The following is a 23,647-nucleotide window of genomic DNA, read 5'->3' on the forward strand; positions in this document are numbered from 1 at the left end:
TAGACAAGTTCACATTAAAAAAAAAACAGTAATTTTACGTCATGGAAGCACCACTTGCAGAACGCATACGACCTCAAAAATTAGAAGACTACATCAGTCAATCCCACCTTGTAGGACCAAATGGTTCATTGACGCAACAAATTGCAAAAGGGATTATTCCTTCATTAATTTTTTGGGGACCACCCGGAACCGGAAAAACTACCTTGGCACAAATTATTGCGCAAGAGTCGAAGCGTCCATTTTACATTTTGAGCGCCATCAATTCAGGCGTAAAAGATATTCGTGAGGTAATTGAAAAAGCGAAACAAAGTGGCGGTTTATTCACGACTAAAAACCCTATTTTATTTATTGACGAAATTCACCGTTTTAGCAAATCACAACAAGATTCTTTGCTGGCAGCAGTAGAAAAAGGCTGGATTACGCTTATTGGCGCGACAACAGAAAATCCGAGTTTTGAAGTTATTCCTGCATTACTATCCCGATGTCAGGTTTATATTTTGAATGCTTTTACAAAAAAAGATTTAGAGTCTCTTCTACAACGCGCCATGAAAACAGACACTTTTTTATCTACTAAAAAAATTACATTAAGTGAAACAGAGGCGCTGCTGAGGCTTTCCGGTGGAGACGGACGCAAACTATTAAATATTTTTGAACTCGTCGTAAATGCGTCTAATGACGACGAAATTACAATCACTAATGATCGAGTTTTTGCATTGGTGCAACAAAACACCGTTTTGTATGACAAAACCGGCGAACAACATTATGACATAGTTTCTGCTTTTATAAAATCAATTCGAGGCAGTGATCCTAACGGAGCTGTATATTGGCTTGCCCGAATGATTGAAGGTGGTGAAGATGTGAAATTTATCGCTCGAAGAATGCTTATTCTAAGTAGTGAAGATATAGGAAATGCCAACCCAACGGCTTTTATAATGGCAAATAATACTTTTCAGGCTGTGGCTACAATCGGCTATCCTGAGAGTAGAATTATTTTGAGCCAGTGCGCTGTTTATCTGGCGACTTCCCCTAAAAGTAATGCTTCATATTTAGCGATAGGAATGGCGCAACAACTTGTAAAACAAACGGGAGATTTACCGGTTCCTATTCATTTGCGCAACGCTCCAACAAAATTAATGAAAGAATTGGGTTATGGAGAAGACTATAAATATTCACACGATTATGACAATAATTTTGCTGAACAAGAATTTTTACCTGAAGCAGTAAGCAAAACACCACTTTATGTTCCTGGAAACAATTCCAGAGAAAACAGCATTCGAGAATTTCTTAAAAACCGTTGGAAAAATAAATATGGATATTAGATTTTATAAAAAAGGCCTTGAGAAATCAAGACCTTTTTAACGGAACCGTTTTAAAAAATAAATTTCGAAGTTCTAAAACTTAACGGCTACTTTTTCAACAATTAATTTATCGTTTTGATAATATTCAAAATACCACTGATTATCTTTAAGCAATAAAACACCTTGTGAACTGTTCTTTACGGCAATGTAACAAGATAATGTAGTTGTTTTAAAAACTTTCATAACTACTTTTGGTGTGCTATCAATCAATTGAAAACCGGTAGCAGTAGGTTGTGCATACAACAAATTAGAATCGGAAACTACAGTATTAACCACAACAGGCTCACTCGAGACGTTCTTGTTTACAGCAACAGGAACTGACGTAGCTTTGACAACTTCTGATTGTATCGCCGGCTGGACTTCCGCAGTCATACTTCCATTGTATTTATAGTGCAAATCATAAACAGAGTTGAATGCTTCGTTCAATGCTTCGGTATAAGCACGCTGATATTCTTTTTCTTTACTTTTTCCAGTTGTGGATTGGAAAATTATTTTTCCATAACAGTCTTTCAACGTTATCAAAAGTTTTGTGGTCAAAAAGCCACTATCTTTTACCACATCAGCATACAACAAATTACATCTTTCATTATAGTTTGCCGGTATCGTTTCATTGGCATAAAATGCAACAAATCCCGCTTTATCTAGATTAAACTTAGTCAATGTATTCAAACGGTATTGATTTTCATTTTTAATAAAATCGTATTTTAAAGGAATGATCACCGCTTTGTAACTGTTCACTGATTGAGAGTAGGAATAGCTAACGACCAACAATAACAATACTAAAAATTGCTTATTCATATTATAAATATTTTTTGAGTTCTAATAAATGATTAATTTGTTTAATATGTCCTTCGACCTGTACTTTGCTTTCATTAAAAAAAATAGCGTCTATTTCGGCGTCAAGCGCACCTTGCACATCGGCATCTAAGCTATCCCCTATCATGATGCTGTTTTCTTTTTTGGCTTTGGCCAAATCTAACGCATAATTAAAAATAATGGAATTAGGTTTTTTTACTCCAGCCATTTCAGAATTTGTGACGGTTTGAAAATAACTCCCAATCTTAGAATTATTTATTTTTTTAAATTGAACCTCAGCAAATCCATTTGTAATTATATGCAGATTATATTTTTGATTCAAATAGTCTAATACTTCAATTGTTCCATCAAAAAGATGGTTGTTTTCTGGTAAAAAACGAATGTAATCATTTGCTATTGTATCAATTTCTTCATCAGAAATTAAATAGTCAAGCGCATCAAAAGAGTACTTCAACCGATTGTAACGCAATTCCGCATGTGTAATTTTATCATATTGATACAGCTTCCAACATTCTTGATTTATTGGCACATATTTTTCAATAAAAACTTTAGTTTCAATTGCCGGATGATTTTTAGTAAAAATAGTTTCAAATGTCAATTCTGAATTTTTATCAAAATCCCAAAGTGTATGATCTAAATCAAAAAAAACGTCCGTTATTATAGTATTTTCCATTTTATAATTTAAAATATTCCTTCATCAACAAAACTAAAGTAGCTCTTTTCAGTAACAATCAAATGATCGAGAACTTTTATTTCTAAACTATCGCCTGCCAATTTTAATTTTGCTGTAATCTGTTTATCGGCATCACTCGGAATCAAAGTTCCAGAGGGATGATTATGACACAAGATCAATCCAGTTGCACCCATTTCAAGCGCTGTTTTAAAAACAATGCGAACATCTACTAAAGTACCGGTAATCCCACCTTTACTCAACTGTGATTTCGAAATAACCTTATTTGAATTATTTAAATAAATGATCCAAAATTCCTCGTGTGGCAATTCACCAATAATAGGCTGCATGATTTCAAAAATTATTTTACTGGAAGTGACTTTCTTTAACTCCACCGCATCTTGCGTCCTTCTTCGTCTTCCTAATTCTAAAGCAGCAATAATTGAGATTGCCTTGGCCTCCCCTATACCTTTGAAATTCATTAATTGCGAAAGGGATAATTTCCCTAATGCATGCAAATTATTGTCAACACTTGCTAAAATCCTTTTGCTTAAATCAACTGCTGACTCGCTTCTGCTTCCTGAACCAATCAAAATTGCGATTAATTCAGCGTCACTTAAAACACTCTTGCCTTTCAGCATTAGTTTTTCGCGTGGCTTATCATCTTCGGACCAATTAGTAATAGGAAAAAAGGAATTTTCAGCCATTCAGTTTGTTGTTTAAATTTGTTTCCGCATGCAAATACTGTTTTCTAAGCCCACGTAAGGCTCGTAATTATCAACTATTGTATATCCTGTTTTTTGATATAAAGCAATAGCTTCCTTTTGTTTGTTTAGCGTTTCCAAAACAGAAGACGAATATCCTAGGTCATGTGCCCAAAGTTCTAATTTACGTAACATACTTTGTGCTAAACCTATTCCTCTGGCTTCAGGCGAAACAAACATACGCTTTATTTCAATTGTATTTTTATCGTATTTCTTAAAACAACCACAAGCCACTGCTTTGTTTTCCAAATAAATAACAACAACATTCGAATTTAATTCCAAAACATTATTCCCCCAATAATTTGTTTTCAGTTCTGGATAACGCTCCCATAGACTTTTATCTAATGCGGCGATAAGAATATTGAAGTCTAGATTTTCACTAGTAGTTTTAATGATTTTTAAAGTATCTTTCATATCCCTATTTACTGTACCAATTCCTTTACTTCATCAAAATTTAATCCGCCATAATTACCGGAACTCATCAGTAACAAAGCTGAATTCTCAAGATTCAAGCTAAACAAATAGTCTTTAAAATCTTTTGGATTAGTATAAATAATTAAATCTTCCCGATTAAAAGATGCTGCAATTTGTTCATATGTAACTTCTTCAAGCTGCTTAATTTTCACGGCGTCAGGCGAATAAAAAACAACTGCGCTATCAGCATATTCTAATGCTCCCTGATATTCTTTCAGGAATTCTGCATTTAAACTACTGTAAGTATGCAATTCTAAACAAGCCACTAACGTTCTGTTAGGATATTGCTCTTTCACTGCTTTTGTCGTAGCGGCAACTTTGCTTGGCGAATGCGCAAAATCTTTATAGGCCACTTTTGCTTCGCTTTCAGCAATTTTTTCCAATCGCTTTGAAGCGCCTTTAAAACTGGCAATGGCTTCATAAAAATCAGCTTCGTCTACTCCCATATTTTGGCAGATCCACTTGGCGCCAGCCAAATTATTAAGATTATGGGCTCCAAAAATTTCAATTGGCATGTCGCCTTCAGGAGTTTCTAAAAGTGTAACACCGTTAGCCACAGAATATTTTGGCGTATGATAGGCCAGTTTTCGTATTGGATTCGTAGCGGCTTCGGACACACGTTTCACCTCCGCATCATCTTCATTGTAAACTAAAATCCCACCATTGGTAATTTTACCAATAAAAATTTCAAACTGTTCTACATAATTCTCATACGTTGGAAAAACGTTGATATGATCCCACGCAATCCCTGAAATAAGGGCAATGTTTGGCTGATACAAATGAAATTTGGGTCTTCGGTCAATTGGGGAAGACAAATATTCATCCCCTTCCAAAACAATGAAGTCATTTTCCTCCGTAAGATGCACCATCGTGTCGAAGCCCTCCAGTTGCGCACCCACCATATAATCTACTGCAATATCATGGTAATGCATCACATGTAAAATCATTGAGGTAATCGTCGTTTTCCCATGTGAACCGCCAATGACAACACGTGTTTTATTTTTAGATTGTTCGTACAGGAACTCTGGATAAGAATATATTTTTAATCCCAATTCTTGTGCTTTTAATAATTCAGGATTATCCGCTTTGGCATGCATTCCAAGAATAACCGCCTCAATAGCTGACGTTATTTTTTCAGGAAACCAGCCTAATTCTGACGGCAAAATTCCTTTTTTATCTAATCGCGATTTTGATGGTTCAAAAATCGCATCGTCACTTCCCGTAACTTGATATCCTTTATTGTGTAATGCAAGTGCGAGATTGTGCATGGCACTTCCGCCGATAGCTATAAAATGTGTACGCATTCTAATTTTTGATTTATGGTTGTTAAGTTACAGCGAGATTAAGATCTATCTTGAACTTTTTTATTATTATAGGTTTCTAATACTGTTTTTGCTTGTTCAGGGTCGCTCATTTTGTTCTTGTACAAGCTAGCTAACTTTTGATAACTTATCCTTGAACCTCCTGCAAGAATCGCTTTTTTATACTGTTGTTCTGCAACTTTGTATCTTTTAAAATATTCCTCGATGTGACCTCTGGACAAATAACCGTCAATAGGTGATAATCGCAATAATTCATTTGAATATTTTATGGCTTTAGACTCGCTTCCACCTACAATTCCAGGCAACTGAATATACAATTCTATCAAAGCCCACCGCGATTCAAGGTGTTTTGGATTAAGACCGATTGCTTTTTCGAAAGAACCTTTGACTTCATCAATCATCCCTAGAGCCTTAAACCGATTAGATTCTTTGGCTTTCATTCCTAAAGCACCACCAAATTTATAATAATAATTGGCCTCTGAGGGTTTTAAAATTTTCAACTTTTTATAGTAAACAATCGCCTTATCCCATGCTTTGTAATGACCCGCAATATCCCCTAAATATTCTATTGTTTTTAAATCTGAGGTATTTGTTTTCAATACAGATTCAAACAAGGATTGCGCTTGTTCATACTTTTCTGCTTTGAATAATTTTTCTGCTTTATCAAAATTAGGTTGAGACCAAATCATAATAGGAAATAAAAAAAAGATCAGTGTAGTATATTTCATTTTCCAAAAATAAGGAAATTTATAATTGTAATTCTCCAGGGATGTAAAAGGTTTAACTTTTTTATACAAAAAACCGCCTCATATACTATAGGAGACGGCTTTTAATATTTATTTAAAATTCAAGATTTAGTCATTCAACATTTTCCATAATTTATCTTTCAATTCCGTCAAGCCTTGTTGTGCCACAGAAGAAATGAACATATATGGGATATCTTTAAAAGCGACATCTAATTCTATTTTTAATTCTGCTTTTAAACCATCATCCAGCATATCACATTTTGAAATCACCAACAAACGCTCTTTATCCAGCATTTCCGGATTGTACTTCGTTAATTCGTTTACCAAAATATCGTATTCGGCTTTGATGTCTGGCGTATCTACAGGAACTAGAAAAAGCAACGTAGAATTACGTTCTATATGACGTAAAAAATAATGACCTAATCCCTTTCCTTCAGCTGCTCCTTCAATGATTCCGGGAATATCGGCAATTACAAAAGATTGAAAATCTCTATAGGCTACAATTCCAAGATTTGGTTTTAAGGTCGTAAAGGGATAATCCGCAATTTTTGGTTTAGCTGATGTCAATACTGATAGCAGCGTTGATTTCCCTGCATTAGGAAAACCTACCAAACCTACATCAGCAAGTACTTTTAGTTCTAAAATCACATCCATTTCTGAACCAGGCAAACCAGGTTGTGAGTATCGTGGTGTTTGATTCGTTGAGCTTCTAAAGTGCCAGTTTCCTAGTCCCCCTTTTCCACCACGGGATAGTATTTGTTTTTCACCGTCTTCGGTAATCTCAAATAATATTTCACCGGTTTCTTTATCTTTCACTACCGTTCCTAACGGGACTTCGATGAATTTATCGTCCCCGTCAGCACCTGTACTTCTGTCACCGCTACCATCTCCACCGTTACCAGCTTTGATATGTCGGGCAAATTTAAGGTGAAATAAAGTCCAAAGACCTTTGTTACCAACCAAAAAAACATGACCACCGCGACCACCATCACCACCATCAGGCCCTCCTTTTTCAATAAATTTTTCTCTATGCAAATGCGTAGACCCTTTCCCTCCTTTTCCGGAAGAAACATATATTTTAACGTAATCTACAAAATTCCCTTCTGTCATTTTTTTTAATTTCAGATTTCAATTTTCGGATTTCAGATTGAAAAATTCAAAAAGCTATCAGTATCCTGTCCTCTATTTTTATTATTAATTATTTAAGTGTTTTCACCATCACTTTATCAATCTTGGCGCCATCCATATCTATGACTTCCAACTCAAATTTTTGCCAAACCAATTTCTCTCCTTGTTTAGGGATATGTGAGAGTTCCGTCATGATTAATCCACTTACCGTAGTCACTTCATAATCATTGATTAATTCATCTAATTCAAAATACGTTAAGAAATCATGTAACGAATAATGTCCGTCAACAAGCCATGTTCCATCTTCTCTTTCAATCAGTTGAAAATCATCTTTGTAAAAATCAGAAGCATCACCAACTAAGGCTTCCAGAATATCATTCAGAGTAATAACGCCTTGGAAAACACCATACTCGTCAGAGACGAATGCATAATGTATCCCTGTTTTTTTAAAATTTTCCAGTGCCACGTATGCCGTGGTTTGCTCCATCATAAAAGGAGCTTCGGTCATGATATCAGCCAAATTAAAATTTTCGTTTTCAAAATGGGCAAAAATATTTTTGAGATTAACAACTCCCACAATATCATCATAGTTTTCGCCATAAACTGGATAAATAGAGTGCAATTCTATACTCATAAATTCCCTAACTTTCTCTTTGTCAGCATGCAAAGGTAAAAAAACCACTGACTTCCTGTGTGTCATCAGCGAATTTATTTTTCTGTCTCCAATATGGAAAACGCGCTCCACAATATCTTGCTCAATTTCCTGTACTTCTCCTCCTTCGGTTCCTTCTTTGATAATCGCTTTTATTTCTTCCTCGGTTACTTTACCGTCAGCAGTGGGTTTTATCTGTAATATATCCAATAAAAAATCAGTTGAATGTGTTAACAACCAGATGAATGGTGCCGTAACAATTGAAACAATTTTCATGGGTAACGCGACAGCTTTTGCGATCCTTTCGGGATGGTTTAATCCAATTCTTTTTGGCAATAACTCTCCCAAAACAAGGGAGAAAAAGGTCAGAATAACAACAACTAATCCTACCGCTACTGGATGCGCATATGGTTTTAAATATTCGAATCCAAGTATAAAAGTTTCAACATCTTTGGTTATTCTATCACCACTATAAATACCGGTAAGTATTCCTATCAACGTGATTCCTATTTGGACCGTTGATAAAAATTTGTTTGGCGAATTCGCCAAATCCAATGCAATTTTAGCACTTTTATTTCCTTTTTTTGCCGCGGTCTCTAATCTGTTTTTTCGTGCTGAAATCAATGCGATTTCTGACATAGAGAAAACCCCATTTAGCAGTATTAGAAAAAATATTATTAGTATTTCCAATTTAGTAGTTGATTCGTTTTTTATTTAAAAGCTGATTTCTGATTTTTTACTTTATGTAATCCATAATCTGGTTTTTAGCCCAGATGGTAATGAAAAGCCCGGAGTTCAAAAAGCTAATTTTTTTTGTCAAAAAAGAGCGACCAAAGGAAGCTCCTTTTATGACTTAGAAAATAGCTTTTTTGACGAGGACTTGTAATGTACAGCTGAAAATGCTTCTATAAATTATCAATCACGTTGCTTACTCTTTCTGTAATTTCAACGATTGAACCTATTCCGTTTACGGCATAAAACTTACCCTGCCCTTCATAATAATTCATTAAAGGCGCAGTTTTTTCATTGTATTCCTGGTAGCGATTTCTGATTTTTTCTTCATCTTGATCATCTATTCTACCACTTGTTTTTCCTCGTTCCAATAATCGTTTAACTAAGATCTCATCATCGGCTTCCAGTGCTATTGTCGCTGCAACTTTAGAACCTATTGAGGTAAGAAAAGCATCCAAGGCTTCGGCTTGTGAAATTGTTCTGGGATATCCGTCAAACAAAATGCCATTGGTATCCGGGTGTTTATTTACCTCAGCAATAAGCATTTTTGTAGTCAATTCATCTGGGACCAAATCTCCAGCGTCCATAAATACTCGTGCTTGTTTGCCTAATTCTGTATCATTTTTCAAATTAAAACGAAATACATCACCAGTTGATATGTGTGTTAATTTGTATTTTTCTTTTAAAAACTCAGCTTGAGTTCCTTTACCAGCACCTGGCTTTCCAAATAAAACAATGTTAGTCATATTGTTGTGTCGTTATTCTTTTAATTTATATACTTCCGGTAAATTTCTTCCTAACCCATCATAGTCTAAGCCAAAACCCACAATAAATTTATTTGGAATTCTAATCCCAATGTAATCTATTTTAATGTCTTTCGTATACGCTTCGGGTTTAAAAAAAAGTGTGGCTATTTTAAAATGTTTTACATTTTGTTTTTTAAATAATTCTTTCAGTTCTACCAATGTATTTCCGGTATCAACTATATCTTCAATCAGAATAACAGAGCGCCCGGTTAAATTCTGATTTATGCCTATTAATTGTTTGACTTGATTTGTGGTAGCAGTTCCTTCGTACGACGCCATTTTGATGAAAGAGACTTCACAAGGTTTTTTATATAGTTTCATAAAATCAGAAACCACCATAAAAGCGCCATTTAATACTCCCACAAATACCGGTGTTTCATCGGCAAAATCAGCTTCCACTTGCGCAACCATTCTGGCGATGGCAAAATCAATTTCTTTGGCCGAAATAAACGGAACAAATTGTTTATCGTGAAGTTGTATCATTATTTTCGTGTTTAAAATAATGCGCAAAGATACAGAATTCGGATTTGACAATTGATAATTGGACATTAATTTCTGTTTTTAAGTAAATTCGCTAAAAAAACGATTTAAAAGGCAGTATAAGAAACAAATAATACCGGAAATATAAAGAAAATAAAATAGCATTTTTGGATTCAATCATTATAAAGTATCTTTGCAGAAACATACTACAACACAATGAATTATTTTTCTTCTGAATTTAAATTGGGAATTCTCGGCGGAGGACAACTGGGTAAAATGCTGTTGTTTGACACCCGAAAATTCGACATACAAACTTATGTTCTTGATCCAAGTGATGAAGCACCAAGCAAAATAGCATGCAATCAGTTCTTTAAAGGTGATTTAATGGATTTCGAGACGGTTTACAATTTTGGAAAGCGCGTTGATGTGCTTACGTTCGAAATTGAATTGGTAAACCTGGAAGCTTTAGTAAAGCTAGAAGAAGAAGGAATAAAAGTATTTCCTTCTCCAAAAACGTTGAAATTGATTCAAAACAAAGGAATTCAGAAAGATTTCTACACACAACATGCAATTCCAACAGCAAAGTACAAACGATTTGACAATCTAAAAAGCCTCATTATTGACATCTTAGATTCTAAAACAAAACTTCCGTTTGTATGGAAATGTACGGAATTTGGTTACGACGGAAATGGCGTTAAAGTCATTCGGCAAATTTCGGATTTAGACAATTTAGCCAATGTAGAATGCATTGCCGAAGAAATGGTTCCTTTCAAAAATGAATTGGCCGTTATCGTTTGTCGCAATCCATCAGGCGAAATAAAAACGTACCCTGTGGTAGAAATGGAATTTCATCCGGAAGCCAACCAAGTGGAATATGTAATTTGTCCTGCCCGAATTGATGAAAAAGTAGCCAAAAAAGCAATCGCAATCGCATTGAATGTTTCTGAAAAATTCAATCATGTTGGTTTATTGGCCGTTGAAATGTTCCAAACGGAAGAGGACGAAATACTTGTGAACGAAGTCGCTCCACGCCCACACAATTCAGGTCATTATTCCATTGAAGCCAGTTATACTTCACAATTTGAAAACCATTTAAGAGCGATTCTTAACTTACCTTTAGGAAATACGGAAAGCAAAGTTGCTGGAATTATGGTAAATCTATCGGGAGAAGAAGGTTTTTCCGGAGATGTAGTGTACAAAAATATTGAAAAAATATTAGGTTGGAACGGCGTTACACCTCATATTTATGGCAAACAACAGACCCGTCCTTTTAGAAAAATGGGACATGTAACCATAGTAAATCAAGACATTAAGGAAGCACGACGAATAGCCGAAGAGGTGAAGAATACGATTCGAGTAATCAGTGGTCAGTAAATAGTAATTAGTGGTCAGTCCCAGTTTGCAACTTTAAACCTTAAACTTTAAACAAAAAAAAATAATGAAAGTAGCTGTAATCATGGGAAGCATTTCTGACATGCCCGTAATGCAAGAAGCGATAGACATCTTAAAAGCGTTCGATTTAGAATTTGAAGTCGATATTGTATCGGCACACCGAACTCCAGAAAAATTATTTGATTTTAGTAAAAATGCGCACACTCGTGGTATTTCGGTAATTATTGCCGGGGCTGGAGGAGCAGCACATTTACCAGGAATGGTCGCTTCAATGTCACCACTTCCAGTAATTGGCGTACCTATAAAATCAAGTAATTCAATCGATGGTTGGGATAGCATTTTGTCTATTCTACAAATGCCAGGCGGCGTTCCTGTAGCGACAGTTGCTTTAAATGGCGCTAAAAACGCAGGAATTCTTGCTGCTCAAATCATAGGAAGCCACAACAAAAGTGTGATGGAAAAGATTATTAAGTATAAAGCAGGACTGAAAGAAGCGGTTAACATCGCTTCAGAAAGTTTGAAAAAATAAAAAAAGCTCCATAATGGAGCTTTTTTTTATTTAAAATCCTGAATTACTTATTCAACATCTAGCGGTATTTCTACAACGCCTTCAAATTCTGAGGCAATAATATCTTCCTTACTCAACCAATATTCCGAAGTGGTAATGGTATAATTCAAATTATCCGCAGTTGTTAAATCCCACAAAACATCCTCAGCTTCGGGAAAAGGAGCATTTTCATTCATTGCCTGATCAAACAACCTTTTAATAAGATTACTGTCAGACAATCCTTTGCTCAATAATTTAAGCACATTTTCTTTAGTCAAATTGATGTTGTTCTCAGGATCTAATGCCGCAATTGTAACTGTCAAAACTGTTGCTTTTGCATTAGGAAACGTACCGTTATAGGCTTTAAAAAGCAATTGATTGATGTGAAATAAAGTGGAATGAAGCCCTATCTGAGGATATTCTTCACATACTTTATCCAAAAACATATCATTAGAAATTTGCTGAATCTGACCTTCATTCAAATGTTCTGACAATTTATATTCTAACGCGATCACCGCAGCGTCTTTGGGTTCAAAATCACTTATTGCCATAAAAAGCAACTCCCTTAAACTCGAAGCATCTGCATCCGAAGCATCTGGATAATCGTATTTTTCAAGCAACTGAATATAATCCTCATTAGTCCAGTAGGCTTCAATTTGGTCTACAGAATTTGCGCTATTTATCGTAATTTGATAGTTCATGTTTTCGTTGGATATTTATTTCTTAATATGATGTGTTTCTTAAAAAACCACTCTTTTTTTTACAATTTAAGGTTTTATTATTGTGAAACGAAATAAATAACATTTAAATAACAGTATCCGCAGCGCCATTTTGAGACAAATCAATTGTTTTATCAACTTCATCGTTTTCATTATATCCGTACATTTGTTATCTTTAAACATTAAATTATTTTAGTAAAAATACAAATGAGCATCTTAACCCAACATTTTAATACAAAGCACAATACTGCGCCTTTTTCGAAAATTAAAAACGAAGATTTCCTTCCTGCTTTCCAAAAAGGAATCGAATTGGCAAAATCCGAAATCGATGCTATTGTACAAAATCCAATAAAACCCACTTTCGAAAACACGATTGAAGCGCTAGCATTCAGCGGCGATGTTTTAGACAGAATCTCAAGTATCTTTTTCAACTTGAATTCAGCAGAAACCAATGATGAAATTCAAAAAATAGCGCAGGAAGTTTCTCCATTGCTATCTGAATTCGGCAATGATGTTCGTCTTAATCCCGCTTTATTCGCCCGAGTAAAAACGGTTTATGAGCAGCGAGAAAAACTGGATCTTAATCCGGAACAAACCACGCTTTTGGACAAAAAATACAAAAGTTTCTCCAGAAACGGGGCAAACTTACCAGAAGACAAAAAAAATAAGTTACGCGAAATTGACAAAGAATTATCGAAATTCAGTTTGCAGTTTGGCGAAAACGTATTGGCCGAAACCCAAGCCTATGAACTGCACATTACTAATGAAGTAGATTTAGCTGGTTTACCAGAGGGAACTATTGAAGCCGCACGTTCTTTGGCAAAAAGCCACGAAAAAGAAGGTTGGATTTTCAGCTTGGACTACCCTAGTTATGTTCCGTTTGTGACTTATGCTGACAATCGCGAATTGCGTAAGAAAATAGCAATTGCTTTTGGTGCCAAAGGTTTTCAAAACAACGAATTTGACAATCAGGAGATCGTACTGAAAATTGCAAAATTACGTTTTGACCGAGCACAAGTTTTAGGTTATGCCACTCACGCTCATTTTGTGCTTGAAGAACGAATGGCTGAAAGTCCGGAGAAAGTAAAAACATTCTCGAATGATTTATTGGAAAAAGCCAAACCTGCCGCTTTGAAGGAATTCGCACAATTAACCGCTTTCGCAAAAGAATTACACGGAATCGAACAACTCGAGAAATGGGACGGCGCCTATTACTCCGAGAAACTGAAACAGCAATTATTCAACTTGGACGATGAAATATTGAAACCGTATTTCCAATTAGAAAAAGTTTTGGACGGTGCTTTTGCGGTAGCGCAAAAATTATACGGAATCACTTTCGAAGAAATTTTTGAAGTCGATAAATATCATGAGGACGTAAAAACGTACGAAGTAAAAGATAAAGAAAATCAATTGGTTGCTGTTTTTTATGCTGATTTCTTTCCACGAAAAGGCAAACGCAACGGAGCTTGGATGACGTCTTTTAAATCACAATACATAAAAAAAGGGATTAACGAACGACCTCATGTTTCTATTGTGTGCAATTTCACAAAACCAACCGAAACGAAACCATCGCTATTAACGTTTAACGAAGTGACAACCTTATTTCATGAATTTGGCCACGCTTTACACGGTATGTTAGCGAACACAACGTATCCAAGTTTATCAGGAACGTCTGTGTACTGGGATTTTGTGGAATTACCAAGTCAGATAATGGAAAACTGGTGCTACGAACCGGAAGCATTAGCATTGTTTGCGTATCATTATGAAACTGGCGAAATGATTCCGATGGAATTAGTGCACAAAATTAAAGAAAGTGCCAGTTTTCAAGAAGGAATTGCAACGATGCGCCAATTGAGTTTTGGATTATTAGACATGGGTTGGCACGCACAAGATCCATCAAATATTAAAGACATCAAAACTTTTGAAACCGAACAGTTTGCCGCTACTCAATTGTATCCTGAAGTAAAAGAAAATGCGATGAGCACTTCCTTTTCCCATATTTTTCAAGGAGGATATTCATCCGGTTATTACAGTTATAAATGGGCTGAAGTTCTCGATGCTGATGCTTTCGAATATTTTCAGGAAAAAGGGATTTTTAATACCGAAGTAGCTACCAAATTCAAAGAAAATATACTGTCAAAAGGTGGGACTGAACATCCGATGATTTTGTATAAACGTTTCAGAGGACAAGAACCAAAACCGGAGGCATTATTGAGAAGAGCAGGACTTTTATAAGTATCACTATTTGAAGCTCGAAGGATAATGCTTCGGGCTTTTTAATACACTTTCATGTAGTTCAAAAAGGCAATATTAAGTAATGGCATGGCTTTAAAAATAGTATTTAGGACCGACAAAAAATAAGCGTCATGATGAAAACAATTAAAGTATTAACGACAATAAAAGCTCCCATACAAACTGTTTTTGATTTATCTAGAAATGTTGATGCACACCAACAATCAGCAAATTTTACAAAAGAAACTGCCATTGCCGGAATCACTTCCGGATTAATTAATTACAATGAAACGGTCACTTGGCGCGGGAAACATTTTGGTGTTTATTTGACTCATACAAGCCGAATAACGGCAATGAATTTCTATGATTATTTTGTGGATGAAATGGAAGAAGGGAAATTCAAATCCTTCCGACATGAACACATCTTTAATGAAAAAGATGGGATAACCGTCATGAAGGATAAATTATATTATGAAGTGCCTTTTGGATTTTTTGGAGAATTATTTGATTTTTTGTTTCTAAAAAATCACATGATTAATTTTATTCTCGAAAGAAATAAAACATTGAAAGCTTTGTCAGAAAATGAGAAGCAGTAACCACCAAATAATCGGCACACTTTCAACCCAAAAAGAGGTGTAGTATCTAGTCCGTTTTTCATTTGCAAAAAGCATAAATAACGAAAGGATAATTACTAAAATCAAGTTGATCATCAATTGATTTTTGTCAAAATTACTTTTAAAAAATTCCAAGATATAAAAAGGTAATAAAAGCAGCAATCCTAATATTTTAGTATATTTCACTCCTATTTGTTGGGGAACGGTTTTTAAATGTAGATCGTCTTTTGCCAAATCAATAATTTCAAAAACAAGTACCAATACAAAAACTAAGATGGAACGTTGCAGGCATTTTAAATAGAAATCAGAAGTAATTGAAACACCGGCATTCACAATTGGCAAAAGCAACGTCACTCCTACCCACGATAATGCGACAATGTAAATTTTAACACCGGCCCAATTCCTGGCATTTTTCTTATTTGGAAAAAAGGAAAGTGTGTATAATAATGTAATACTCAGGAAAACTACTGCAATTATTTGGGTTATCCCTTGCAGCTGAAAAAAATAATATCCGACCAAAATAAGAGCAAAAAAACTAAATAAAGCAATTGTTTTTAGCTCCGTACGCATCTGAAATCTTTGTACTCTGGCCAGCGCATCGTATTTTACAAAATTATATCCTACAATTGTTCCAAAAAAAGCAAAGTTAGCAACGGGCTCATCATCTGAAATCTGGAACATATGTTGTGTCATTCTCACCAAGGCATAACAAGACAAAGCCACGTGGATGCTACTATTAATATAAAAATCAAATATTAGTTTTATAAACCTCATTGGACAAAATTAATCAAAGTGTTAACAAGAATGGCTTTTAGTTGAAAAATTCACAGAAAATCAAAGTTAAAAAAGTCTTTTAATAGCAGATTAATATTTATTTTTACAATCTTTTAAAACAAGAAACACACAACCCATTTTATATATAATGAAAACAGACGCTTTTGCATTAAGACACATTGGCCCAAGAGAAAATGATTTAGTACACATGTTGAAGACAATTGGGGCAGCAACACTTGACCAATTGATTCAAGAAACGATCCCAAGTGATATTCGTTTAAAATCCGAGCTGGATCTCGAGCCGGCCATGACTGAATATGAGTTTGCGAATCATATCCAGAATTTAGGAAATAAAAATAAAGTTTTTCAATCGTATATCGGTTTAGGGTATAACGCAGCAATTATTCCTGCGGTAATCCAGCGAAATGTATTTGAAAACCCAGGATGGTACACTGCTTACACGCCGTATCAGGCCGAGATTGCACAAGGTCGTTTAGAAGCAATTTTGAATTTTCAAACCATGGTTATGGAATTAACCGGAATGGAAATCGCTAACGCATCTTTATTGGACGAAGGAACTGCCGCTGCTGAAGCAATGGCATTACTTTTTGACGTTCGTTCTCGCGACCAAAAGAAAAACAACATCAATAAATTCTTTGTTTCTGAGGAAATATTACCACAAACTTTATCGGTTTTACAAACACGTTCTACGCCAATAGGGGTTAAATTAGTAATTGGAAACCATGAAACGTTCGATTTTTCATCGGAATATTTTGGAGCAATCCTTCAATATCCAGGAAAATTTGGGCAAGTTCATGATTATACCGCTTTTATCGCTACCGCTGCCGCAAACGAAATAAAAGTAGCCGTTGCTGCTGATATTTTAAGTTTAGCAAAACTGACTCCTCCAGGAGAAATGGGCGCTGCAGTAGTCCTTGGAACTACACAACGTTTTGGAATTCCGCTAGGATATGGTGGACCACACGCTGCTTATTTCGCAACAAAAGACGAATACAAAAGAAGCATGCCGGGAAGAATCATCGGTGTAACTGTTGATACGGACGGAAATCGTGCCTTGCGCATGGCATTACAAACTCGTGAGCAACACATTAAACGTGATAAAGCCACTTCAAATATTTGTACCGCACAAGTTTTATTATCCGTTATGGCAGGAATGTATGCTGTATATCACGGACCAAAAGGCCTGCAATATATCGCTAATAAAGTTCATGCTTTGGCAGCAACATTGGCAAACGAATTAGAAAAATTAGGCTTGCAGCAAACTAACACCGCTTTCTTTGACACTATTGTTGTTGCCGCTGATGCCAAAAAAGTACGCGCCATCGCCGAACAAAATGAAGTTAACTTTTATTACATCGACGAAAATACAATTTCAATTTCCTTAAACGAAACAACAAGTATTGCTGATTTAAATAAAATTGTTACCATTTTCGCTTCCGCAAATAATAAACAAGCAACCACAATTGAAAGTTTATCAGAAACCAATCATTACCCAGAGAGCGTAAATAGAACATCTACTTTCTTGCAATATGATGTTTTCAATAAACACCATTCAGAAACTGCTTTGATGCGTTACATCAAAATGTTAGAAAGAAAGGATTTAGCATTGAATCACTCGATGATCTCATTAGGCTCATGTACGATGAAATTGAATGCCGCTTCAGAAATGTTGCCTTTAAGTATGCCACAATGGAATAACATTCACCCGTTTGCCCCATTGGATCAAGCGCAAGGATACCAAGAAATGCTGGCTAAATTAGAGCAACAGTTAAATGTAATTACTGGCTTTGCAGGAACAACTTTACAACCTAATTCAGGTGCCCAAGGGGAATATACCGGATTAATGGTTATTCGTGCGTACCACCAGTCAAGAGGGGATCACCATAGAAACATTGCTTTAATTCCATCATCAGCTCACGGAACAAATCCCGCTTCGGCAGCGATGGCCGGAATGAAAGTTGTGGTTACTAAAACATTGGCTAACGGAAATATTGACGTAGAGGATCTACGTGCAAAAGCAATGCTTCACGCAGCCAATCTTTCCTGTTTGATGGTAACCTATCCATCAACTCACGGTGTTTTTGAAAGTGCAATTAAAGAAATCACGCAATTGATCCACGATAACGGTGGACAAGTATATATGGATGGTGCCAACATGAATGCACAAGTTGGATTAACAAATCCTGCGACTATTGGCGCTGATGTATGCCACTTGAACTTACACAAAACATTTGCCATTCCTCACGGAGGTGGTGGACCAGGTGTAGGGCCAATATGTGTTGCACCACAACTAGTACCATTTTTACCTACAAATCCTGTAATTCCAACAGGAGGAGAAAAAGCTATTACAGCTATTTCTGCTGCGCCTTGGGGTTCCGCTTTGGTGTGTTTGATATCGTATGGCTACATTTGTATGCTCGGCGCTGAAGGTTTGAAGCAATCCACTCAACATGCAATTTTAAATGCAAATTACATTAAAGAAAAATTAAACGGTCATTATGATACGTTATATTCTGGAGAAATGGGTCGCGCAGCACACGAAATGATTTTGGAATGCCGTCCCTTTAAAGAAAAAGGAATTGAAGTAACTGATATTGCAAAACGTTTGATGGATTATGGTTTCCATGCGCCGACTGTTTCCTTTCCGGTTGCCGGAACTTTAATGATAGAACCAACAGAAAGTGAAAACTTAGAAGAGTTAGATCGTTTTTGTGATGCCATGATTGCAATCAGAAAAGAAATCGAAGCGGCCACTTTAGACAATCCAAATAATGTATTAAAAAATGCGCCCCATACTTTGATTATGGCAACCACTGATAGTTGGAATTTTCCATATACTCGTGAAAAAGCAGCATTCCCTTTAGAATATATCGCCGAGAATAAATTCTGGCCTACCGTGCGTAGAGTAGATGAAGCATATGGCGACAGAAATTTAGTTTGCTCTTGCGCGCCAATTGAAGCGTACATGGAAAGCTAATTTGTAGATTTGCTCAAAAAAAAACAAAAATGCCTCGATAAATCGGGGCATTTTTATTATACTTGTATTAGCAAAACAATTCTTACAAGTACATTTTGAAAACAAAAATCGTATTATTTCTATTACTATCGTATTTTGGAACCTGTCAAGCCCAATCTTATGAATTTAGTTATTCCCCTAGGAGCATTGATTCGCTAGAAAATTACCTTACTAAAATCACGAATAATAAAATAAACGAGTTCGGTGTTAATCAGAGAAAGAAAGCGAAAGAAATACTTTTAGAAAGAAAAGTATCGTTTTTAAAAGATGTAAAGGATAGTACATTTATTTTCGACCAAACCCTTACTGGATTTCTTCAAGAAATAGTTACCGAAATATACCGTTCAAATCCCCAAATTGACACGAAAGATTTTTATTTCTTGATCAATAAATCACTAATTCCTAATGCTGCCTGCTATGGAAACGGAATATTCTCCATTAATTTAGGTTTATTCACGCTTATTGAAAACAATGACGAAATGGCTTTTATTATCTGTCATGAAATAGCACATTATATCTTAAAACATACTGACAAAACGCTCGAAGAATACATCAAAACCTTCAGCTCTAAAGCTATTAAACAGCAACTTAACAACGCCTCTAATAAAAAGTATGGACGAAGATCTGCCGTAACTTTATTACTAAAGGATTTGAACTTTAATTTTATGAAAAGAAGTCGAAGTTCAGAAACCCAAGCTGATTCCCTAGGCTTTACTTTGTTTAAAAATACAAAATTCAACCAGCAGGCTTCTCTAAATATTTTAAAAAAACTGGAGTTGACTGACGGCATAATTTTTAATAATCCAACAAATTTAAAACAAAATTTTAATTTCAAAGAATATCCTTTTAAAGACGTATGGATTGAGAATGAAGACAAAATGTTTGATACTACTGAAAGCTCAAATGATTTTAAGCTTGACAAAGATTCCTTAAAAACACATCCAGACATTCCATTTCGTATCGAAAACATTCTTCACAATTATAGTATCACCGTTACAAATTCAAGTAACGATGAAATAGGCTTAATACAGCAAAAAACAGTTGAAAACAGCATTAAAATATTTTTAGACGACTCAAAACTAGACTTTGCTTTGTATCAATTATTAGCGCTGCATGAAAAAAATGAATTGGACCAAAAGGCTTTTATAAGTCAAGTTTCTAATTTATTAAAAAAAGTATATCTTTTAAAAGAAAACCATGTTTTTGGAAAATATGTAGGTCCGATAAACTCGTTTTCCGAGGAAATACACATCAACCAAATAAGATCATTTTTAAACAATATTGAACTAAAAGACCTAAAAAAAATTGGTTACTATTTTTGTCAAAAAAATGAATTGATATCCAAAAACGACGCAGAATTTCAAGACGCCTATACTTTTTTCAAGAGTTTAAATAAATATTAATACTAATCAAATACAAACCAATTATGAAAAGAATCAGTACATTACTTTTAATTACATTAGCGGCAAATTTGACATTTGCACAAGAGAAAAAAATCAACGAAGTCAATACTTTTAAAGTAAAAAATTCAGGTGCAATCCTAAACAAGGAGAAAGATGTTGATGGTTATTATTTTTTCTATGAATTAGACAAACTAAAAAAAGGTGACCGCGAATTTGCAATTCAAGTTTTAGACAAAAATCTGGTTGAAGTTGCAAAGAAAACTTACATTGATAATAAAAATACTTTACTAATGAAAAGTAGCTTTAACAATCAAGGGATAATGTTTGCAATGGCTAATTTTAAAGAAAAAAAAATCAGCCTGCTTAGCTATGATAAAAAAGTCAACCAATTACCAACTATTGATATTTCTTTAGAAAGCAAAGAAATCCGCTACATTCAATACATGCAACAAACAGGAGATTTTAATATTTTATTTCCTGTTGAGAATAAAGGATTCCTTTTTAACAAGTTTGAAGATAATAAAAAAATAGGATATTCATTGAAATATTACCCAACGGATGGCGGAAAATCTTGGGAATATAATTCTCCCGACGATTCAAAAGAAATGCTAGCAATAAATCCTATTGAAGTAAATGAAAAAGTAATTGTTGCTTTAGAAACATCAAAACCAGGGCTTTTATCTCGAAAAATTACATTAAAAACAAAAATAATTGATGTAAATACCGGTGCGTTATTGTACGAGAAAGAATATAGTAAAGACAGTAAGCCCCGATTAATTAATAATGCGTTCCTGGACAAAGACAACAATGTCGTTTTGATGGGGGAATATTTCAACGAGGGTGATAATATTATTGACGATAAAAGTTTAGGTCTGTTTACTGAAGTTGTCGATTTATCCGGCAAAACTTTAAAAGAAAATTTTACCAGTTGGAAAGAAGATGTTGCAAAAATTGCAAAAGTCGATGGAAATTACATTGAAGACAAGGGATACATCTATTTCCACAATATTGCAAAAACAAATAACAACGAGTATTATGCAATTGGTGAATTTTATAAAAGAACTGCCAGTGCTGCAGGCATAGCACTTACAACATTATCCATATTAGGCGGCGGTGGCGGTGGCGGCGCAAGTGTTACGCAACTTACAATTGCAAATTCTGTGGTCTTTAAATTCAATTCCGATTTCAAACTTACAGGAATTCAAGAATTTGAAAAAGGAAAATCAAGAGCGCCCAGTTTATCTGATTTTGGTAGCCCACAATTAAATGCGCATGCATTAAAATCTTTTGGAGCATTTGATTATGAATATACCCAAATAGACAAAACAAATGATCGTTTCTACGCTTGTTTCATAGATTATGAAAGAGTGAAAGGCGAGAAAAACAAAAATGCTTTTAAAACTATAATTTGTGATAACGGTCAACTCTCTGAAGATAAAATCTACTTGCAAAGCGACAATAACAATAAAGATTTTCGCGTTTTACCTGCCAAGGTTGGAAATGTCTTATTATTGGAATATGATAAAAAATTAAAGGAAATAAATGTACATTTAGAAAAAATAAATATCAGATAGTCCCCACAGGAGCCACTAGTTAGTGGCTCTTTTTAGTACTGGTCCTACACTTTCTAATTTATGTTTTCTTTCAAAAACAAACTTAGCGCAAAAATAAACACACAATTATATTAAAAATTTATACGCTTACAAATTATCGATTGCGATTTCCTCAAAAAACTAAATAATCAATTGCATGAATTGGAAATAAATATCGCATTATTAATTGCGTTTAGTAATAAAATAATCAATATTTTTGCCAATAAATTATTATATCATAATTATATGCGTGCATAGTAAATTTTGTGAGTGTACTAATTTATTTATCATTAAATTAGCCTGAATTTTTGGAAACCCAAACCGATGAAAATAAAAATAACTGGAATAGGAAGTTATATTCCTGAGAAAAAAGTAAGCAATACTGACTTTAGTAATCATGTTTTTTTGAATGAAGACGGAACAGCTTTTGCTTACCCAAATGAAGTTGTCATTAATAAATTTAAAGGCATTACCGGCATAGAACACCGACGTTATGCGGAAGACCAATACACCTCTTCTGATTTAGCTTTTTTTGCGGCTCAAAAAGCAATCGAAAATGCAGGAATTGATCCTGAAACCATAGATTATATCATCTTTGCACACAATTTTGGAGATGTAAAATACGGAACAAATCAATCTGATATGCTTCCATGTTTAGCCACCCGTGTCAAAAATAAATTACAAATAAAAAATCCAAAATGTGTCGCTTACGATATCCTTTTTGGCTGTCCCGGTTGGATCGAAGGAGTACTTCAAGCTAATGCGTTCATCAAATCTGGAATGGCAAAACGTTGTTTAGTTATAGGATCTGAAACCCTTTCTAGAGTGGTAGATGCTCATGACAGAGATTCTATGATTTATTCAGATGGCGCCGGCGCCTCAATCATTGAAGCTTCCGATGACGAAACTGGAATGTTAGCGTACGAAAGTGCAACATACGCAAATGACGAGGCTAATTACTTGTTCTTTGGAAAATCATACAACCCAGATTTAGATCCAGACATCCGTTACATAAAAATGTACGGACGCAAAATCTACGAATTTGCATTAAATCTAGTTCCTGCGGCAATGAAAAGTTGTTTAGACAAAAGTGGATTAGGAATTGATGATGTTAAAAAGATCCTTATCCACCAGGCCAATGAAAAAATGGATGAAGCCATAATTCAACGTTTTTACAAATTATACGACAGATCCGTTCCAAAAGACATCATGCCCATGAGCATTCATGAATTAGGGAATAGCAGCGTTGCCACGGTTCCAACTCTTTTTGATCTTTTAATTCGCGGAGAAATAGAAAACCAATCGATAAAAAAAGGCGACGTTCTAATCTTTGCATCCGTTGGAGCAGGAATGAATATCAACGCATTTGTTTACCGGTATTAAACAGCA

21 protein-coding genes are annotated in these 23,647 nt (G+C 35.0%); 9 read left to right on the forward strand and 12 right to left on the reverse strand.

Going from position 1 to position 23,647, the window contains the following annotated elements; all coding sequences use genetic code 11:
* The first annotated feature begins 41 nt into the window (after positions 1–41).
* Positions 42–1,319: a replication-associated recombination protein A gene (locus ACNQGJ_RS12490; protein ID WP_417973212.1), complete on the forward strand. Its 1,278-nt coding sequence runs from the start codon at positions 42–44 to the stop codon at positions 1,317–1,319.
* A gap of 72 nt (positions 1,320–1,391) precedes the next feature.
* Here ACNQGJ_RS12490 and ACNQGJ_RS12495 read toward each other — a convergent pair whose 3' ends face one another.
* The 10 genes from ACNQGJ_RS12495 to hpt all read right to left on the reverse strand — a co-directional run bounded on the left by ACNQGJ_RS12495 (position 1,392) and on the right by hpt (position 9,951).
* Positions 1,392–2,156 (reverse strand): hypothetical protein, encoded by a 765-nt coding sequence (locus tag ACNQGJ_RS12495; protein WP_417973214.1) that lies wholly within the window; start codon positions 2,154–2,156, stop codon positions 1,392–1,394.
* 1 nt (position 2,157) lies between these two features.
* The gene (locus tag ACNQGJ_RS12500) at positions 2,158–2,847 is read right to left on the reverse strand and encodes a YjjG family noncanonical pyrimidine nucleotidase (RefSeq protein ID WP_417973216.1); all 690 of its coding nucleotides are present in this window, start codon (positions 2,845–2,847) and stop codon (positions 2,158–2,160) included.
* An 8-nt stretch (positions 2,848–2,855) separates the two neighbouring features.
* Positions 2,856–3,551, reverse strand: a complete 696-nt coding sequence (gene radC, locus ACNQGJ_RS12505) for a RadC family protein (protein WP_417973218.1) — start codon at positions 3,549–3,551, stop codon at positions 2,856–2,858.
* A gap of 12 nt (positions 3,552–3,563) precedes the next feature.
* Complete coding sequence (locus ACNQGJ_RS12510; RefSeq protein WP_417973220.1) at positions 3,564–4,022, reverse strand: GNAT family N-acetyltransferase; 459 nt, start codon at positions 4,020–4,022, stop codon at positions 3,564–3,566.
* 8 nt (positions 4,023–4,030) lie between these two features.
* On the reverse strand, positions 4,031–5,386 hold the full coding sequence (locus tag ACNQGJ_RS12515) for a UDP-N-acetylmuramate--L-alanine ligase (protein ID WP_417973222.1): 1,356 nt from the start codon (positions 5,384–5,386) through the stop codon (positions 4,031–4,033).
* A 38-nt stretch (positions 5,387–5,424) separates the two neighbouring features.
* Positions 5,425–6,132, reverse strand: coding sequence for a tetratricopeptide repeat protein (locus tag ACNQGJ_RS12520; RefSeq protein WP_417973224.1), 708 nt, complete (start codon positions 6,130–6,132; stop codon positions 5,425–5,427).
* A gap of 126 nt (positions 6,133–6,258) precedes the next feature.
* Positions 6,259–7,260, reverse strand: coding sequence for a GTPase ObgE (gene obgE, locus ACNQGJ_RS12525; protein ID WP_417973226.1), 1,002 nt, complete (start codon positions 7,258–7,260; stop codon positions 6,259–6,261).
* A gap of 88 nt (positions 7,261–7,348) precedes the next feature.
* Positions 7,349–8,620 carry a hemolysin family protein gene (locus ACNQGJ_RS12530; RefSeq protein ID WP_417973228.1) on the reverse strand — a complete coding sequence of 424 codons (1,272 nt, stop codon included), beginning with the start codon at positions 8,618–8,620 and terminating at the stop codon, positions 7,349–7,351.
* Positions 8,621–8,835: 215 nt separating this feature from the next.
* Positions 8,836–9,408, reverse strand: a complete 573-nt coding sequence (locus ACNQGJ_RS12535; RefSeq protein ID WP_417973230.1) for an adenylate kinase — start codon at positions 9,406–9,408, stop codon at positions 8,836–8,838.
* 12 nt (positions 9,409–9,420) lie between these two features.
* Positions 9,421–9,951: a hypoxanthine phosphoribosyltransferase gene (hpt, locus tag ACNQGJ_RS12540; protein ID WP_417973232.1), complete on the reverse strand. Its 531-nt coding sequence runs from the start codon at positions 9,949–9,951 to the stop codon at positions 9,421–9,423.
* A 213-nt stretch (positions 9,952–10,164) separates the two neighbouring features.
* Between hpt and ACNQGJ_RS12545 the strand changes: the two genes are divergently transcribed.
* Together ACNQGJ_RS12545 and purE are read left to right on the forward strand one after the other, a co-directional pair.
* Positions 10,165–11,322, forward strand: a complete 1,158-nt coding sequence (locus tag ACNQGJ_RS12545; protein ID WP_417973234.1) for a 5-(carboxyamino)imidazole ribonucleotide synthase — start codon at positions 10,165–10,167, stop codon at positions 11,320–11,322.
* A gap of 64 nt (positions 11,323–11,386) precedes the next feature.
* Complete coding sequence (gene purE / locus ACNQGJ_RS12550; protein ID WP_417973236.1) at positions 11,387–11,869, forward strand: 5-(carboxyamino)imidazole ribonucleotide mutase; 483 nt, start codon at positions 11,387–11,389, stop codon at positions 11,867–11,869.
* A gap of 47 nt (positions 11,870–11,916) precedes the next feature.
* On the opposite strand, the gene ACNQGJ_RS12555 is transcribed toward purE, so the two are convergent.
* On the reverse strand, positions 11,917–12,588 hold the full coding sequence (locus ACNQGJ_RS12555; RefSeq protein ID WP_417973238.1) for a hypothetical protein: 672 nt from the start codon (positions 12,586–12,588) through the stop codon (positions 11,917–11,919).
* 225 nt (positions 12,589–12,813) lie between these two features.
* Here ACNQGJ_RS12555 and ACNQGJ_RS12560 point away from each other — a divergent pair, with 225 nt between their 5' ends.
* Together ACNQGJ_RS12560 and ACNQGJ_RS12565 are read left to right on the forward strand one after the other, a co-directional pair.
* Positions 12,814–14,841, forward strand: a complete 2,028-nt coding sequence (locus ACNQGJ_RS12560) for a M3 family metallopeptidase (RefSeq protein ID WP_417973240.1) — start codon at positions 12,814–12,816, stop codon at positions 14,839–14,841.
* Between the two features lie 131 nt (positions 14,842–14,972).
* Positions 14,973–15,434, forward strand: coding sequence for an SRPBCC family protein (locus ACNQGJ_RS12565; protein ID WP_417973242.1), 462 nt, complete (start codon positions 14,973–14,975; stop codon positions 15,432–15,434).
* Here the strand turns inward: ACNQGJ_RS12565 and ACNQGJ_RS12570 are convergent.
* Complete coding sequence (locus tag ACNQGJ_RS12570) at positions 15,414–16,226, reverse strand: UbiA prenyltransferase family protein (protein ID WP_417973244.1); 813 nt, start codon at positions 16,224–16,226, stop codon at positions 15,414–15,416. The genes ACNQGJ_RS12565 and ACNQGJ_RS12570 overlap by 21 nt on opposite strands.
* 148 nt (positions 16,227–16,374) lie before the next feature.
* Between ACNQGJ_RS12570 and gcvP the strand changes: the two genes are divergently transcribed.
* The 4 genes from gcvP to ACNQGJ_RS12590 all read left to right on the forward strand — a co-directional run bounded on the left by gcvP (position 16,375) and on the right by ACNQGJ_RS12590 (position 23,641).
* A complete protein-coding gene (gene gcvP, locus ACNQGJ_RS12575) occupies positions 16,375–19,224 on the forward strand; it encodes an aminomethyl-transferring glycine dehydrogenase (RefSeq protein ID WP_417973246.1) in 2,850 nt (949 codons plus the stop codon).
* A 95-nt stretch (positions 19,225–19,319) separates the two neighbouring features.
* Positions 19,320–20,666, forward strand: coding sequence for a M48 family metalloprotease (locus tag ACNQGJ_RS12580; RefSeq protein ID WP_417973248.1), 1,347 nt, complete (start codon positions 19,320–19,322; stop codon positions 20,664–20,666).
* 23 nt (positions 20,667–20,689) lie between these two features.
* A complete protein-coding gene (locus ACNQGJ_RS12585; protein ID WP_417973250.1) occupies positions 20,690–22,240 on the forward strand; it encodes a DUF6770 family protein in 1,551 nt (516 codons plus the stop codon).
* Between the two features lie 342 nt (positions 22,241–22,582).
* Positions 22,583–23,641, forward strand: coding sequence for a 3-oxoacyl-ACP synthase III family protein (locus ACNQGJ_RS12590; RefSeq protein ID WP_417973252.1), 1,059 nt, complete (start codon positions 22,583–22,585; stop codon positions 23,639–23,641).
* Positions 23,642–23,647 lie beyond the last annotated feature (6 nt).

The sequence above is a fragment of the Flavobacterium cryophilum genome (assembly GCF_048286555.1).
GTDB lineage: Bacteria > Bacteroidota > Bacteroidia > Flavobacteriales > Flavobacteriaceae > Flavobacterium.